The sequence below is a fragment of the Aeromonas sp. BIGb0445 genome (assembly GCF_024809075.1).
GTDB lineage: Bacteria > Pseudomonadota > Gammaproteobacteria > Enterobacterales > Aeromonadaceae > Aeromonas > Aeromonas rivuli.
On record NZ_JANUES010000014.1, the window covers coordinates 36,810 to 50,944 of the forward strand.

Consider the following 14,135-nt stretch of genomic DNA (forward strand, 5'->3'; position numbering starts at 1 on the left):
TATTCTCAAGCGACGACCTTATAATGCGACCAATTTTCCGGTTGCAGGACGCCAACACATGAGCACCAGGGTTATCTATCCGGGGACTTTTGATCCCATCACCAATGGCCACACCGATCTGGTGGGCCGTGCCGCCCAGTTGTTTGACGAGGTCGTGGTCGGCGTCGCCAACAGCCCCAGCAAGCGGCCGCTGTTCGATCTGGCCGAGCGGGTCGCCCTCGCCCGTGAAGTCACGTCTCATCTGGGCAACGTCACCGTGGTCGGCTTCTCCGGCCTGCTGGTCAATTTTGCCCGGGAGCAACATGCCAATGTGCTGATCCGTGGCTTGCGTGCCGTCTCCGACTTCGAATACGAATTCCAGCTGGCCAACATGAATCGCCGGCTGATGCCGGAGTTGGAAAGCGTCTTCCTGACCCCGGCCGAGGAGAACTCCTTCATCTCCTCCAGCCTGGTCAAAGAAGTCGCCCTGCACGGCGGCGACATTCATCAATTTGTCGATCCCAGAGTCTGCCAGGCAATCGCCGCCAAGCTCGCCAAGTCGTGACCCAGGCCCCCTAAACCACAAGATTCATCGCAAAAGAGCAGGCCAGGCCTGCTCTTTTTCATTCACCCCGGTAAAACAGCGCCCGGCCGGATAGCGCCAGGGTATCCAGCCACTCATAACGGCGCCGATACATGGCCCGCTTCTTCGAGGCTATCTCCTGCAGCGACTTGCGCCCAGCGGGCATCAGGGTCACGAAGTTGCTATCCAGCTCCTGCGCACCAAACTCCTGCCACAACTCGTCATAATCCGCCTGCAGGTTTGCCTTCTGTTTGCTGCTGTAGCGCCTGGCCTGAAACACATGAGCCCGCTTGCACACCGCATCGACTCGCACTGCTCCCATCGCCTCGGCCAACCCCAGCACCAGCATCACCACCAGGGACTTGGGTCTCAGACCATGACCCTCCTTGGTCAGCTCCCGCACCCTGTCCTGTGCCTGCGCAACCCCGGGTTCGGGGCCCTGCACCGAGCCAATCACCAGACGCAGGGCATCAGGCTGTCCGGCAAAGGAGAAGGCGCAGCTATAGAGCCGCCGCCCCTGCTTATCAATGATGGAGACGGCCAGCTCGGCCTCGCGCCTGAAGGTACCATCGTGACGCAACAGGATGCGGCAGCCACTCTGGGGATAGAGACCCAATTCGATTCCCTCCGCCAGATAGAGAGGGGCTATCAACGCCGGGTAGCAGAGTTGCAATAGGCGATAGTGCTCGACCAGCATGGCTGCCCGCTGGCGAGCATTGGAGCAGGCAAAACGATAGGGGCGCAGCGGCTTGTCGAGCAGCTCTGGATATTGACCTGGCAGGGCCTTGAGTGGCTCGCTGCGAAACAGTTCAAACACCTGGCTCATGGATTTGCGGTAAAACAGACTGCGCAGCACGAATTTGCCACGCTTGAAGTGCAAGCGACTGCCACCATCCGGGTAGAGGTAACGCGCCATGGCGAGCGCGCCGTAATGGGGCTGACGGGATAGTTGCTCCCAACCGAACGAGTTGCTGGTCATACCTTGCTCTCCAACTGCCTGAATGGAGGGCGATCCTAGGGATGACGCTCTGGCACTTCAATCGACTGGCAACACTTGCTTACAACTTCCCCAAATAAGTCCTAGTGCTGGCAGTGGCTGCAGAACACGGTGGTGCGCTGACCGATCCGGATCTCGGTCAGTGGCAGCTGACACTGATAACAGGGTTGGCCGCCCCGGCCATACACTTGCAACTGCTGCACGAAATAACCGGGTTTGCCATCGGCACTGGTGAAGTCCTTGAGGGTGGTGCCCCCCTGCACGATGGCGGCGGCCAACACCCGCTTGATCTCGGCGACCAAGGTTGCCAAGCGCTCGCCGCTCACCTCACCTGCCGCCCGCCTGGGGCTAATGCCAGAGGCAAACAACGCCTCGTTGGCGTAGATGTTGCCAACACCGACCACCACATGGTTATCCATCAAGAAAGTCTTGATCGCTATGCTGCGTCCCTTGGCCCGGCTCTGCAGATAATCGGCATTGAAGGCATCGGTGAGGGGCTCAGGGCCAAGTTTGGCGAGCAGGGCATGGGCCTCGGCGGGCTCGCGGGTCCAGAGCAGGGCACCGAAGCGGCGCGGGTCGTTGAGGCGCAGCAGCTTGCCGTTGGCCAGCTCGATATCCACATGATCGTGCTTCTCGGCCGGGGTGCCGATGTTGAGCACTCGCAGGCTGCCGGACATGCCCAGATGCAGGATGGCGGTGCCAAAATCGGTCTCCAGCAACAGGTATTTGGCGCGGCGACTGACCCTGCGGATGGTGAGACTGACCAACTCCTGGATCTCCCCCGGTATTGGCCAGCGCAGCCGACCATCGTGCACCACCACGCGGGTCACTTCGATGCCGGTAAGCCAGGGAGAGATGCCCTGGCGGCTCACTTCAACTTCGGGTAATTCGGGCATCTTATCCTCGCAGACTCAGGGTGTGGGTTTGAGCAGGGCGCGATACTGCTCCGCGCTAAGCGCCAGCCAGCGCTCCTCACCCAGGCGAACGGCATAACGGCCATTGTCCTGATAAAGGGCCAGCCTCAGAGGTTCTCCCTGTCCGGCCAACCAGAGCCTGAACTCGACCGGGCTGCCACGCAGCGGCTCACTCGGCGGCAACTGCCAGCCTTGCCATTGTTCAATCTGGCGGGTCAGAGCCAGGTTATCCAGCCCCAGATCCGGCACAGTGCGCCAGCCTTGACCCAATCGCTCCAGGGTCCAGCTCGGCCCTTGCCAGGTCAACACCACGGCACCCTCGGGCAACAGGTTGTGCAAGCGCTGGGCGCTGTTCTCCTGCTGGGCCTGCTCAAGGCGATGCAGCAGCACTATCACCACCAATACCGCGATGATGATGACGTTGTTCCAGCCTTTACGACTCAATTTCAACATGGCAAGCCTCCGTTCTAGTCGGCAGTGTACTGAATTTGAGCCATAAAAAAACCCGGCACGAAGCCGGGTTTTTGAGACAAATTCAAGTGGTTACTTGATTTTGCCTTCTTTGTAGATCACATGCTGACGAATAACGGGATCAAATTTCTTGATCTCCATTTTTTCGGGCATGGTGCGCTTGTTCTTGGTAGTGGTATAGAAGTGACCAGTACCGGCGCTGGAGTTCAGACGAATTTTATCGCGAATACCTTTAGCCATGATCTAATTCCTTATACCTTAACGCCGCTGGCACGCAGTTCAGCCAGAACCACTTCAACGCCGCGCTTGTCGATGATACGCATGCCTTTTGCGGATACGCGCAGGCTCACGAAGCGTTTTTCACCCTCAACCCAAAAACGGTGAGTGTGCAGGTTCGGCAGGAAACGACGCTTGGTAGCGTTGTTAGCGTGCGAACGGTTGTTACCAACTGCCGGGCGCTTGCCGGTTACTTGGCATACTCTAGACATGTCAGTCTCTCCAAATCTTACTTCATTGCTCGAGCAAATATCTGCCCCGCTGGCCTTCGATTGCGGGGCAAACAGAAGGCGGCATTTTATACAGCATCCGTGATCAAAGATCAACTAATACAGAGCCAGAGCCCGGTTATAACCAACCACGCTCTGCAAAAGAAACCGTGATGCCGTCACCGATCACCAAGTGATCCAGCACTCTGATATCGATCAGGGCCAAGGCGGCCATGATGCGATCTGTGATCTGACGGTCGGCCCGACTGGGCTCGGCCACGCCAGACGGGTGATTATGCGCCAGAATCACGGCCGCTGCATTATGTTTGAGTGCTATCTGCACGATTTCTCTGGGCCAGACGCTCGCAGAATCCAGCGTACCGTAGAAAAGTTCGACAAACTTGATCACCCTGTGCTGATTGTCGAGCAGCAACAACGCAAACACCTCCCGCGCCCTGTCCCTAAGCTGAGCCTGCAAATAGTCCCGAGTCAGCTGGGGCGAGGTGAGCGCATCACCCCGCTGCAATTGCTCGGCCAGATGGCGCTTGCTCATCTCCAGCACCGCCTGCAACTGGGCATATTTTGCCGGCCCCAGGCCATGGGCGGCGCAGAAAGTCTGTTGATCTGCACCGAGCAGCGCTCGCAATGAACCAAACGCCCACAATAATTGCCGGGCCAGATCCACGGCGCTCTGACCATTGACCCCGGTTCGCAGGAAGATGGCGAGCAATTCGGCATCGGACAGACCCGCCGCCCCCTGCAGCAACAGTTTCTCGCGGGGACGCTCCTCCGCTGGCCACTCTTTGATACTCATATGTTTCCCCACCTGCACTGTTGACAGAAAACATAGCAAAGATTGACGAGAGCCTGACCACAAGTCCCCCATGTCAGCCTCTGTCGTCACCCTCAGGCTGTGCTATCTTAGCCGACCAGTCAGAACGAGCCGGAAGCAAAGCAGATGAGATTGGCCGACAAACGCATCCTGTTGGGTGTCAGCGGTGGCATCGCCGCCTACAAGAGCGCCGAATTGATACGTCGCCTGAAGGATCAGGGGGCCGAGGTACGGGTGGTGATGACCCGTTCCGCCAAGGAGTTTATTACCCCGCTGACCCTGCAAGCGGTCTCCGGCAATCCTGTCGCCGATAGTCTGCTCGACCCCGCCGCCGAGGCGGGCATGGGCCATATCGAACTGGCCAAGTGGGCGGATCTGGTGCTGATCGCACCGGCCAGCGCCAATCTGATGGCGCGCATGGCCGCCGGCATGGCCGACGAGCTGCTGACCACCCTCTGCCTGGCAACCCCCGCCCAGGTGGTCGTCGCCCCCGCCATGAATCAGCAGATGTATCGCAACCCGGCCACCCAGGCCAATCTCCAGACCCTCGCCAGTCGAGGCATTCTGCTATGGGGGCCGGACTCCGGTAGCCAGGCCTGTGGCGATGTAGGTCCGGGCCGCATGCTGGACCCTCTCGATCTGGTAGAGCGCTGCTGCCAACAGTTGACCGTCGATCCCCTGCTCGCAGGCGTCAGACTGCTGCTCACCGCCGGACCGACCCGCGAGGCCCTGGATCCGGTGCGCTACATCAGCAACCACAGCTCCGGCAAGATGGGTTACGCCATCGCCCGCGCCGCCCGTGAGGCGGGTGCAGAAGTGACGCTGGTGAGCGGCCCGGTCGCCCTGGCCACCCCAAGCGGGGTAGCGCGGGTCGATGTGGAGAGCGCCCTGCAGATGCATCAGGCGGTGATGAGCCGGGTTCATGAGTGCGATCTCTTCATTGGCTGCGCCGCCGTGGCCGACTACCGCCCCGAACAGGTGGCCAGCCAGAAAATCAAGAAGACCGGCGACAACAACCAGATAGTGCTGACCCTGGTCAAGAATCCCGACATCATCGCCGCCGTGGGGGCGCTGCCGAACAAGCCCTTCACCGTCGGATTTGCCGCCGAAACCGTGGATGTGGAACAATATGCCCTCGGCAAATTGCAGCGAAAGCGGTTGGACATGATAGCCGCCAACGATGTGTCCCAGTCCGGGCAAGGCTTCAACGCCGATGACAACGCCCTCACCGTCTTCTGGCAAGGGGGTCAAGCCACCCTGCCGCTGGCCGATAAGCTGACGCTGGCTCGTCATCTTGTCGCCCTTATTGCGCGTCACTATCGACCCTGAGTCCCCAGCCTTGGGGCCATTCCAACTGACGAACGATCCATGACGACCCGGATAGCCTTGAAGATCCTGGATGTCCATACAAGAACCCATTGAAAGCTAACGATTCATGACAACACAAATAGAACTGAAGATCCTGGATGCCCGCATCGGCACCGAATTCCCCCTGCCTGCCTATGCCACACCAGGTTCTGCCGGTATGGATCTGCGCGCCCTGCTCGACCAGGCCATCACGCTGGCACCGGGTGATACCACACTCGTCCCTACCGGTCTGGCGATCCATATCCAGGATCCGGGCTTGTGTGCCACTATCTTGCCCCGCTCCGGCCTCGGTCATAAGCACGGCATCGTATTGGGCAACTTAGTCGGCCTTATCGACTCCGACTATCAGGGCCAGTTGATGATCTCGGTCTGGAACCGTGGCAATGACAGTTTCACCGTTCAGCCAGGGGAGCGCATCGCCCAGCTAGTGATCATGCCCGTGGTGCAGGCCAGCTTCCAGCTCGTCGAAGAGTTTGATCAGAGCGAACGAGGTGAAGGTGGGTTTGGTTCTTCCGGTCGCCAATAACAGGACCCAACGCAGCCTTGGTTGCGTGGCTAACAATAGAACCAAGCCATTGTTTTTTTAGGGGAATCCATGGCAAGCAGTAATCAGAAACAGAGTCGGCGCGACCAGATCCTGCAGGCGCTCGCCCACATGCTGGAAACCAGCCCGGGTCAGCGTATTACCACGGCCCGGCTCGCGGCCGAGGTCGGCGTTTCGGAAGCGGCCCTCTATCGTCACTTCCCCAGCAAGGCACGGATGTTCGAGGGGCTGATCGACTTTATCGAGGATTCCCTGCTGTCACGGGTCAACATGATCCTGGCCGACGAGAAGGACACCATGACCCGCTGCCATCACATTTTGCAGCTGCTGCTGGTGTTTGCGGAGCGCAATCCCGGCATCACCCGCATCCTCAACGGCGATGCGCTGCTGGGTGAGCATGACCGGCTGCGGGATCGGATCAGCATCCTGTTCGACAAGCTGGAGACCCAGCTCAAACAGGTGCTGCGAGAGAAGCGGCTGCGAGAAGGTCAGGGTTTCCAGCTCGACGAGACCATGTTGGCCAACCTGCTGCTGGCCTATGCCGAGGGGCGGATCAGCCAGTTCGTTCGCTCCGAGTTCAAGCTCAAACCGACCGCGGACTTCGAAGATCAATGGCAGTTCATCCGCAGCCAGTTGCTGCAGAGTTGACCCAAACGATGAGGAGGCACTTGGCCTCCTCAGCTTTTTATGGCAAAAATTAACATCTTGCGAACCACAACGACCCAAACTGTCGCAATGCGCTGTTATAGTCCGTGGTTTTGATTAATTAGCCCAACAGGAAGTGTTATGGAACCCGAAATGCTCACCAGTGCTCAGACCTGGCTCGTCAACAATCAGGGCCTGCTGCTCGAGTATGGCGTCAACATCACCGCAGCACTGATCACCCTGCTGCTCGGTTATATTGCCACCAACCTTATCAGTGGCGGTGTCGAGAAGGTCATGAAGGCCCGCAACCTCGATGCCACCATTACCCACTTCGTCGGCAGCGTGCTCAAATATGGTCTGCTGGTGTTCGTGGTGCTCGCCGCCCTGGGCCGCGTTGGGGTCCAGACGACCTCCTTCATTGCCATCATTGGTGCCGCCGGTCTGGCCATCGGTCTGGCGCTGCAAGGCTCACTCTCCAACTTTGCGGCCGGTTTCCTGCTGATTATCTTCCGCCCCATCAAGTCCGGTGAGTTCATCGAAGTGGCGGGTACTGCGGGTATGGTGCAGTCGGTACAGCTGTTCACCACCACCCTCACCTCCGCTGACAACAAGATGGTGGTGGTGCCCAACTCCGCCATCCTCAACGGCAACATCATCAACTACTCGCGCATGGACACCCGTCGGGTCGACATGACCTTCGGCATCGGCTACGGCTCAGATCTTCGCAAAGCCAAGTTGGTACTGGAGCGTCTGGTCAACGAAGAGCCACGCATCCTGAAAGAGCCGGCGGTCACCATTGCCGTTGCCGCCCTGCTCGACTCCTCGGTCAGCATAGTCGTGCGTCCCTGGGTCAAGACCGGCGACTACTGGGGTGTCTGGTTTGACTTCCACGAGCGGGTCAAGCTCGCCTTCGACGCCGAGGGCATCGAGATCCCCTTCCCGCAGATGGCATTGCACATGCACAAACCGCAAGCCTGACAGGCTGGCAACAAAAAAGCCGCTCACTGAGCGGCTTTTTTTATGGTGCTGTCCCGTCCTGAATATGGTTTACACCTTTCCCCCGAATAAATGGAGAGCCCGATGGGACAAGCTGTGAAACGAACCCAGCGCGATGACTCGCTGACTTTTAAACTGGCCCTGGTCGAGCAGATTGAAAAAGGCGAGCTCACCTACAAACAGGCTCAGGCCCGTTAGACAGAAAAAGTGACCGACCGGGAGGCGGTAGCGGCCGCCATGGCACGGCCAGAAATTGTGTCATTAAACCCCGAACTGGGCGCGGTAGGCCTGCATGGCGGCCAGTTGCTCGGCCAGCGCGGGCTGCTCTGCCTGCTTCTCTTCCAGCTTTTCTTCCAGATAAGCGATCAGGTCGCTCATCTGGATGATGGCGATGATGTGGGCGCCGTAGTCACGCCCCACTTCCTGGATGGCGGAGAGCTCGCCCTTGCCCTTCTCCTGGCGATCCAGGGCGATCAGCACCCCGGCCAGGGAGGCACCGTTGGCCTGGATAAGATCCATGGACTCGCGGATGGCGGTGCCGGCGGTGATGACGTCGTCCACCAGCATGATGCGCCCCTTGAGCGGGCTGCCCACCAGATTGCCGCCCTCGCCGTGATCCTTGGCCTCCTTGCGGTTGAAGCACCAGGGCACGTCCACGTCGTGCTGCTCTACCAGCTGCACCGCGGTGGCGGAGGCGATGGGGATCCCCTTGTAGGCCGGGCCAAACAGCACGTCGAATTCGATGCCGGCATCCATCAGGGCGGCGGCATAGAAGCGGCCGAGGCGGGCCAGATCGCGGCCGCTGTTGAACAGGCCGGCGTTGAAGAAGTAGGGGCTCTTGCGGCCGGATTTCAGGGTGAACTCACCGAATTTGAGGACCTGTTTCTCCAGGGCGAACTCGATAAATTGACGCTGGTAGGCTTTCATTCTGGCTCCTTGCTTGGCTTGTCGTTGACTGGTGTGGGGGTATAAAAAAACGCGGTCAATGCCGCGTTTTTCAAATCAGAAATTCAGGAGAGCGCCTGCTTCTGCAGCGCGATGATGTCGTCGATGCCGCCCTTGGCCAGCGCCAGCATCGCCAGCAGCTCCTCGTGGGTGAAGGGCTCGGCCTCGGCGGTGCCCTGCACCTCTATGATGCGACCGTCTTCGGTCATCACCACGTTCATGTCGGTCTCGGCGGCGGAATCTTCCACGTACTCCAGGTCGCAGATAGCCTCGCCCTGATACATGCCGACGGAGACGGCGGCGATCATCTGCTTGAGCGGGCTCTGCTTGAGCATGCCTTTCTCGACCATCCAGTTCAGCGCGTCCACCAGGGCCACGCAGGCACCGGTGATGGCGGCGGTGCGGGTGCCGCCGTCGGCCTGCAGCACGTCACAATCCACCGTGATGGAGTGCTCGCCGAGGGCGGTCAAATCCACGGCGGCGCGCAGGGAGCGGGCGATCAGTCGGGAGATCTCCAGGGTGCGACCACTCTGCTTGCCGGCGGCGGCCTCGCGGTTCATGCGCGAATGGGTGGAGCGCGGCAACATGCCGTACTCGGCGGTGACCCAGCCCTGACCCTTGCCTTTCAGGAAGCGCGGCACGCTGGTGTCGACGCTGGCGGTGCACAGCACGCGGGTGTGGCCGAACTCCACCAGCACAGATCCTTCCGCATGCTTGGTGAAGTTGCGGGTGATGGTAACCGGGCGTACTTGCGCGGCACTGCGATCGCTGGGACGTGACATGGAACTGACCTCTGGGCTGGCTCAAATTGGCGAAGGAGTATAAGCGATTGCGCCCCAAATATCAGCCGCTAAGAAACCGTCATGCTTGGTCGCGAGCCATCATCTCAACGGTGAGGAGCCGCATCGAAACCGGCGTCCATCACCCACAAGAGCCGGGGCCGTGGCGGACCTGGGCCCCGCCACAGCCGGAACAGGTTCTAAAGCCACCGCTATGGCTGACGGGGCAAGCCTGGCTGAGTATACTGGCCGCACACTTCATCAAGCCCGGAACAATCAATGATTCACAGCATGACCGCCTACGCCCGCAAGGAATTCAAGGGCGACTGGGGCACAGCCGTTTGGGAAATTCGTTCGGTCAACCAGCGCTATCTGGAAACCTACATCCGCCTGCCGGAGCAGCTGCGCAGCCTGGAGCCGGTCCTGCGTGAGCGTTTCCGTGCCAAGCTGCAGCGCGGCAAGGTGGAGTGCAACCTGAGGTTCGAAGCCGCTCAAGCCGCCGCCAGCCAGCTGCACATCAATGAGGAGCTGGCCAAGCTCATCATCGACAGCGCCAACTGGGTAATGAAAGAAGCGGGCCAGGGCCAGCTCAACCCGGTGGACGTGCTGCGCTGGCCGGGTGTCATGGCCGCTGCCGAGCAGGATATGGATGCGGTAGGAACCGAGCTGATGGGTGGTTTCGATCTGACCATGGAAGATTTCCTCGCCTCCCGTGCCAGCGAAGGGGCCAACCTCAAGGCCTTGATCCAGCAGCGTCTGGACGGCATCCAGGTGGAAGTGAAGAAGGTGCGCGTACACCTGCCCTTGATCCTCGAGTGGCAGCGCCAGAAGCTCACCGACCGCCTGACCGAGGCCAAGGTGGAGCTGGATCCGGCCCGCATCGAGCAGGAAATCGTGCTGCTGGCCCAGAAGATCGACGTGGCCGAAGAGCTGGATCGCCTGGAGATGCACATCAGCGAAACCATCAAGATCATGAAGAAGGGTGGCGCCTGCGGCCGTCGTCTCGACTTCATGATGCAGGAGTTCAACCGCGAGTCGAACACGCTGGGTTCGAAATCCATCAACGCCGAAGTGACCCAGTCCGCCGTCGAGCTGAAGGTGCTCATCGAGCAGATGCGCGAGCAGATCCAGAACATCGAGTGAGTACCATTTTCTATCTGTATGCCCCAGCCCCCTCATGATGAGGGGGTTTTCGTATCCACAGCACTACCGCTTGCATGGCCCCCCAGATCCAGTCCCACTCACCGAGATCTACCTCACGCGAGGTTCTCCGCTCACAATGGCGAAATCTCTCTTTGAATGGGCGCCCATGCAGAGAAATCAACTTTTCAGCGCAATGAGTTGCGCAAAAACAAGCATGAATAACCATTCTGCAAGTTATGCCAGTTATTATCACTACAATGCGCAACTAGTTGCGCACTCTGCACAGCACCACATCACCACTCTTATATAACATATTGTTAATTATCAATTTAATCTAAAAATAACCATTGGCACGCTTCTTGGTTTAGTGCTTGGCAGGTTGCGCATCAGGCGCCGCCACCATCCAATCAACTAGGAGCATTACCATGCCAACTCCGTGTTATATCAGCATCGAAGGTAAAACCCAGGGCAACATCACTGCCGGTGCCTTCACCTCAGATTCCGTCGGCAACATCTTCGTACAAGGTCACGAAGACGAGATGCTGGTGCAAGAGTTCCAGCACGTCGTCACCGTACCGACCGACCCGCAATCCGGTCAGCCTGCTGGCCAGCGTGTCCACAAGCCGTTCAAGTTCACCGTCGCCCTGAACAAAGCCGTGCCGCTGATGTACAACTCCCTGGCCTCCGGCGAGATGCTGCCGACCGTGACTCTGAAGTGGTATCGCACCTCAGTGGAAGGCAAGCAGGAGCACTTCTTCTCTACCGTGCTGACCGACGCCACCATAGTCGACATCGACTGCCAGATGCCCCATTGCCAGGACCCGGCCAACTCCGACTTCACCCAGCTGATCCAGGTCTCTCTGGCCTACCGCAAGATCGACTGGGAGCACACCGTCGCTGGCACCTCCGGTGCTGACGACTGGCGCGCACCGATCGAAGCCTAACTCTCTACTTGGGAGCCTGAATAGGCTCCCTCTTATCTCCCTTTAACGAGGATGCATGATGCCAAGAGAATCTTTCTACCCGGATGTCGGTGAACCCCACATCCATCTCCACAGAGGTGGCGCCACCTTCACCGATGTCGGCCATAACCACAGAACCCTGGTCAATGGCTCCCTGGTCTACCGAGGCGTTGTCCGGGAAGTGATCGCAGAGCTGGAAACCCGCGGCGATGCCCGCAGTCGACAGATAGCCAGCTACATCCAGACCAACCTTGCCTGATACCAGGGCCGGCTCTCCGGCCCTTTTCGCTTAACAACTGGCCTCTTTCTTCTGCCCGTTCGCCCCGAGAGCGAGCAACAGAAAGATAACCATTGCCCCCTGCCGCACGCTGTCACAAGCGTGCGGTAGCCATGGCGCCGAAAACCTGGCACCGATGGCGCATCTCTTACCCCTTCCCGGCTCACCCCGGGAATTTGACCCCAGAGGCTCACCGTCATGGCAGACAGCACAGGACTTCAGTTCACCATCAAGGTAGGGGCCTTGCCCGAATCCACCTTCGCCCTGGTCGAGTTCACCCTCGATGAGCAGCTGAGTCGCCCCTTCAGCCTGCGGCTCGATCTCGCCAGCCATCAGGCCGATCTCCCCTTCGCCGACCTGCTCGACCAGCCCTGCGAGCTGCTGGTCTGGTACAACGGCGAATTGCAGCGCCGGGTCAGCGGTGTGGTCAGCGACGCGGCCCAGGGAGACAGCGGCTTTCGCCGCACCCGTTACCAGCTGGAGGTCAAACCGGCCCTGTGGCGCCTTGGCCTTCGCCGCAACGCCCGCATCTTCCAGGCGCAAAAACCCGATGAAATCATCAGCATCTTGCTGCAGGAGGCGGGCATCACCGACTACGCCTTCGCCCTGAAAAATGACCATGGCCAGCGGGAATATTGCGTCCAGTACCGGGAATCCGACCTCGACTTCGTCAACCGCCTCGCCGCCGAGGAGGGCATCTTCTACTTCCACGAGTTTGAGCAGGGCAAGCACCGCATCGTCTTCGCCGACGATGCCGCCGCCCTTGTGGCGGGCCCCGAGCTGTTCTTCAATCTCGGCAACCGCTCCCTGGAGCAGGGTTCTTATGTGCGCCAGTTCCACTACCGCGAATCGGTGCGCACCAGCGATGTGGAGCTCAAGGACTACCATTTCCAGACCCCGGCCTATGGCCTCTCCCATCAGGCGGTGGGCAGCGCCCTCGACCATCAACGGGATGCCTATCAGCACTTCGATTACCCGGGCCGCTTCAAGGCCGACCCCAGCGGCAAGGCGTTCAGCCAGTACCGGCTCGATGCCCTGCGCAATGACGCCGTGACCGGCCGGGGCCAGTCCAACTGCGCCGCCCTGCAGCCAGGCCAGCGTTTTACCTTGAGCGAGCACCCCAACGCGGCCCTCAACGACGACTGGCAACTGGTCAGCATCCAGCACACCGGCAAACAGCCCCAGGCCCTGGAAGAGGAGGGGGGCAGCGAGCCCACCGTCTATTACAACCAGTTTGCCGTGGTGCGCGCCAAGCAGAGCTGGCGCCCCCAGATCCCCCACAAGCCCATGGTCGACGGCCCGCAAATCGCCTTCGTGGTGGGGCCGGCAGGCGAGGAGATTTACTGCGACCACCATGGCCGGGTGAAATTGCAGTTCCCCTGGGACCGCTATGGCAGCTCCAATGACATGAGCTCCTGCTGGGTGCGGGTCAGCCAGGGCTGGGCCGGTGGCCAGTACGGCCTCATGGCCATCCCGCGCATCGGCCACGAAGTCATCGTCAGCTTTTTGGAAGGGGATCCCGACCAGCCCATCGTCACCGGCCGCACCTTTCACGCCACCAACAGGCCCCCCTACGAGCTGCCTGCCCACAAGACCCGAACCGTGCTGCGCACCGAGACCCATCAGGGCGAGGGCTTCAACGAGCTGCGCTTCGAAGATCAGGCCGGGCAGGAGGAGATCTACATTCACGGTCAGAAAGACCTGAATGTGCTGATAGAGAACGATGCGACCTGGCACATCAAACACGACCAGCACAGCGACATCGACAATGAACGAGTCACCCGCATCAAGGCCAATGACCATCTCACTGTGAATGGTGAGAAACGCGATCACATCAAGGGCGATCTGTCGCTCAGCGTGGATGGCGCCATGCACCAGAAGCTGGGGCAGAGCTGGTTGAATCAGGCGGGTCAACAGATACATATCAAAGCGGGCGCCAAGGTGGTGCTGGAGGCGGGCAGCGAGATCACCGTCAAGGTCGGTGGCAGCTTTATCAAGGTGGACCCCAGCGGGGTAACAGTGGTCGGCCCCACCATCAAGATGAATTCGGGCGGCAGCCCGGGCGCTGGCGCTGGTTGGGCGGGCAAGACACCTATCCTACCCGGTGGTGTAGAGGTGCCGGCTTATACACCCCCTCCTCCGTTCAAAGGTGGGGAGTATTGTCCCATGCTGGCTGAACAAAATGCCGCCATGTCTATCAATGAGTGTGAATAAC

The 14,135-nt window shown here is 59.8% G+C and carries 17 protein-coding genes; 9 read left to right on the forward strand and 8 right to left on the reverse strand.

The window, feature by feature from the left end:
* Nucleotides 1-58 precede the first annotated feature (58 nt).
* Nucleotides 59-544, forward strand: a complete 486-nt coding sequence (gene coaD / locus M2367_RS18350) for a pantetheine-phosphate adenylyltransferase (protein WP_042042764.1) — start codon at nucleotides 59-61, stop codon at nucleotides 542-544.
* A gap of 58 nt (nucleotides 545-602) precedes the next feature.
* Here the strand turns inward: coaD and M2367_RS18355 are convergent, their stop codons facing one another.
* The 6 genes from M2367_RS18355 to radC all read right to left on the reverse strand — a co-directional run bounded on the left by M2367_RS18355 (nucleotide 603) and on the right by radC (nucleotide 4,243).
* Nucleotides 603-1,478 (reverse strand): VirK/YbjX family protein, encoded by an 876-nt coding sequence (locus M2367_RS18355; protein WP_259237748.1) that lies wholly within the window; start codon nucleotides 1,476-1,478, stop codon nucleotides 603-605.
* A gap of 164 nt (nucleotides 1,479-1,642) precedes the next feature.
* The gene (gene mutM / locus M2367_RS18360) at nucleotides 1,643-2,455 is read right to left on the reverse strand and encodes a bifunctional DNA-formamidopyrimidine glycosylase/DNA-(apurinic or apyrimidinic site) lyase (protein ID WP_259237690.1); all 813 of its coding nucleotides are present in this window, start codon (nucleotides 2,453-2,455) and stop codon (nucleotides 1,643-1,645) included.
* A gap of 15 nt (nucleotides 2,456-2,470) precedes the next feature.
* Entirely contained in the window at nucleotides 2,471-2,926 is a 456-nt protein-coding gene (locus M2367_RS18365) for a hypothetical protein (protein WP_259237692.1), read from the reverse strand.
* A gap of 90 nt (nucleotides 2,927-3,016) precedes the next feature.
* Complete coding sequence (rpmG, locus tag M2367_RS18370; RefSeq protein WP_005323752.1) at nucleotides 3,017-3,184, reverse strand: 50S ribosomal protein L33; 168 nt, start codon at nucleotides 3,182-3,184, stop codon at nucleotides 3,017-3,019.
* A gap of 11 nt (nucleotides 3,185-3,195) precedes the next feature.
* A complete protein-coding gene (gene rpmB, locus M2367_RS18375) occupies nucleotides 3,196-3,432 on the reverse strand; it encodes a 50S ribosomal protein L28 (RefSeq protein ID WP_005321271.1) in 237 nt (78 codons plus the stop codon).
* Nucleotides 3,433-3,568: 136 nt separating this feature from the next.
* A complete protein-coding gene (gene radC / locus M2367_RS18380; RefSeq protein ID WP_259237698.1) occupies nucleotides 3,569-4,243 on the reverse strand; it encodes a DNA repair protein RadC in 675 nt (224 codons plus the stop codon).
* Between the two features lie 144 nt (nucleotides 4,244-4,387).
* Here radC and coaBC point away from each other — a divergent pair, with 144 nt between their 5' ends.
* From coaBC to M2367_RS18400, 4 genes are all read left to right on the forward strand, one after another.
* Nucleotides 4,388-5,590: a bifunctional phosphopantothenoylcysteine decarboxylase/phosphopantothenate--cysteine ligase CoaBC gene (coaBC, locus tag M2367_RS18385; RefSeq protein WP_259237700.1), complete on the forward strand. Its 1,203-nt coding sequence runs from the start codon at nucleotides 4,388-4,390 to the stop codon at nucleotides 5,588-5,590.
* A 106-nt stretch (nucleotides 5,591-5,696) separates the two neighbouring features.
* Nucleotides 5,697-6,155, forward strand: a complete 459-nt coding sequence (gene dut, locus M2367_RS18390; RefSeq protein ID WP_042042769.1) for a dUTP diphosphatase — start codon at nucleotides 5,697-5,699, stop codon at nucleotides 6,153-6,155.
* A gap of 69 nt (nucleotides 6,156-6,224) precedes the next feature.
* Complete coding sequence (gene slmA / locus M2367_RS18395) at nucleotides 6,225-6,821, forward strand: nucleoid occlusion factor SlmA (RefSeq protein ID WP_042042770.1); 597 nt, start codon at nucleotides 6,225-6,227, stop codon at nucleotides 6,819-6,821.
* Between the two features lie 138 nt (nucleotides 6,822-6,959).
* A complete protein-coding gene (locus M2367_RS18400) occupies nucleotides 6,960-7,796 on the forward strand; it encodes a mechanosensitive ion channel domain-containing protein (RefSeq protein ID WP_259237703.1) in 837 nt (278 codons plus the stop codon).
* A 279-nt stretch (nucleotides 7,797-8,075) separates the two neighbouring features.
* Here M2367_RS18400 and pyrE read toward each other — a convergent pair whose 3' ends face one another.
* Together pyrE and rph are read right to left on the reverse strand one after the other, a co-directional pair.
* The gene (pyrE, locus tag M2367_RS18405; protein ID WP_259237704.1) at nucleotides 8,076-8,741 is read right to left on the reverse strand and encodes an orotate phosphoribosyltransferase; all 666 of its coding nucleotides are present in this window, start codon (nucleotides 8,739-8,741) and stop codon (nucleotides 8,076-8,078) included.
* Between the two features lie 83 nt (nucleotides 8,742-8,824).
* Nucleotides 8,825-9,541 carry a ribonuclease PH gene (gene rph, locus M2367_RS18410; protein ID WP_025328763.1) on the reverse strand — a complete coding sequence of 239 codons (717 nt, stop codon included), beginning with the start codon at nucleotides 9,539-9,541 and terminating at the stop codon, nucleotides 8,825-8,827.
* A gap of 276 nt (nucleotides 9,542-9,817) precedes the next feature.
* On the opposite strand from rph, the gene M2367_RS18415 reads away from it, so the two are divergent.
* From M2367_RS18415 to M2367_RS18430, 4 genes are all read left to right on the forward strand, one after another.
* Nucleotides 9,818-10,681 carry a YicC/YloC family endoribonuclease gene (locus M2367_RS18415; protein WP_259237708.1) on the forward strand — a complete coding sequence of 288 codons (864 nt, stop codon included), beginning with the start codon at nucleotides 9,818-9,820 and terminating at the stop codon, nucleotides 10,679-10,681.
* Nucleotides 10,682-11,106: 425 nt separating this feature from the next.
* On the forward strand, nucleotides 11,107-11,625 hold the full coding sequence (gene hcp1, locus M2367_RS18420) for a type VI secretion system effector Hcp1 (protein ID WP_042042782.1): 519 nt from the start codon (nucleotides 11,107-11,109) through the stop codon (nucleotides 11,623-11,625).
* Between the two features lie 58 nt (nucleotides 11,626-11,683).
* Entirely contained in the window at nucleotides 11,684-11,902 is a 219-nt protein-coding gene (locus tag M2367_RS18425; RefSeq protein WP_042042784.1) for a hypothetical protein, read from the forward strand.
* Nucleotides 11,903-12,118: 216 nt separating this feature from the next.
* Nucleotides 12,119-14,134, forward strand: coding sequence for a type VI secretion system tip protein VgrG (locus M2367_RS18430; RefSeq protein WP_310504095.1), 2,016 nt, complete (start codon nucleotides 12,119-12,121; stop codon nucleotides 14,132-14,134).
* Nucleotide 14,135: the final 1 nt, after the last annotated feature.

Bases quoted from the DNA above. Each gene is read 5' to 3' on its own strand.
- mutM (WP_259237690.1), bottom strand. From the start codon at position 2,455: ATGCCCGAATTACCCGAAGTTGAAGTGAGCCGCCAGGGCATCTCTCCC.
- M2367_RS18400 (WP_259237703.1), top strand. From the start codon at position 6,960: ATGGAACCCGAAATGCTCACCAGTGCTCAGACCTGGCTCGTCAACAAT.
- pyrE (WP_259237704.1), bottom strand. From the start codon at position 8,741: ATGAAAGCCTACCAGCGTCAATTTATCGAGTTCGCCCTGGAGAAACAG.
- M2367_RS18355 (WP_259237748.1), bottom strand. From the start codon at position 1,478: ATGGCGCGTTACCTCTACCCGGATGGTGGCAGTCGCTTGCACTTCAAG.
- rph (WP_025328763.1), bottom strand. From the start codon at position 9,541: ATGTCACGTCCCAGCGATCGCAGTGCCGCGCAAGTACGCCCGGTTACC.
- dut (WP_042042769.1), top strand. From the start codon at position 5,697: ATGACAACACAAATAGAACTGAAGATCCTGGATGCCCGCATCGGCACC.
- radC (WP_259237698.1), bottom strand. From the start codon at position 4,243: ATGAGTATCAAAGAGTGGCCAGCGGAGGAGCGTCCCCGCGAGAAACTG.
- rpmG (WP_005323752.1), bottom strand. From the start codon at position 3,184: ATGGCTAAAGGTATTCGCGATAAAATTCGTCTGAACTCCAGCGCCGGT.
- slmA (WP_042042770.1), top strand. From the start codon at position 6,225: ATGGCAAGCAGTAATCAGAAACAGAGTCGGCGCGACCAGATCCTGCAG.
- coaD (WP_042042764.1), top strand. From the start codon at position 59: ATGAGCACCAGGGTTATCTATCCGGGGACTTTTGATCCCATCACCAAT.
- M2367_RS18365 (WP_259237692.1), bottom strand. From the start codon at position 2,926: ATGTTGAAATTGAGTCGTAAAGGCTGGAACAACGTCATCATCATCGCG.
- M2367_RS18430 (WP_310504095.1), top strand. From the start codon at position 12,119: ATGGCAGACAGCACAGGACTTCAGTTCACCATCAAGGTAGGGGCCTTG.
- M2367_RS18425 (WP_042042784.1), top strand. From the start codon at position 11,684: ATGCCAAGAGAATCTTTCTACCCGGATGTCGGTGAACCCCACATCCAT.
- rpmB (WP_005321271.1), bottom strand. From the start codon at position 3,432: ATGTCTAGAGTATGCCAAGTAACCGGCAAGCGCCCGGCAGTTGGTAAC.
- M2367_RS18415 (WP_259237708.1), top strand. From the start codon at position 9,818: ATGATTCACAGCATGACCGCCTACGCCCGCAAGGAATTCAAGGGCGAC.
- coaBC (WP_259237700.1), top strand. From the start codon at position 4,388: ATGAGATTGGCCGACAAACGCATCCTGTTGGGTGTCAGCGGTGGCATC.
- hcp1 (WP_042042782.1), top strand. From the start codon at position 11,107: ATGCCAACTCCGTGTTATATCAGCATCGAAGGTAAAACCCAGGGCAAC.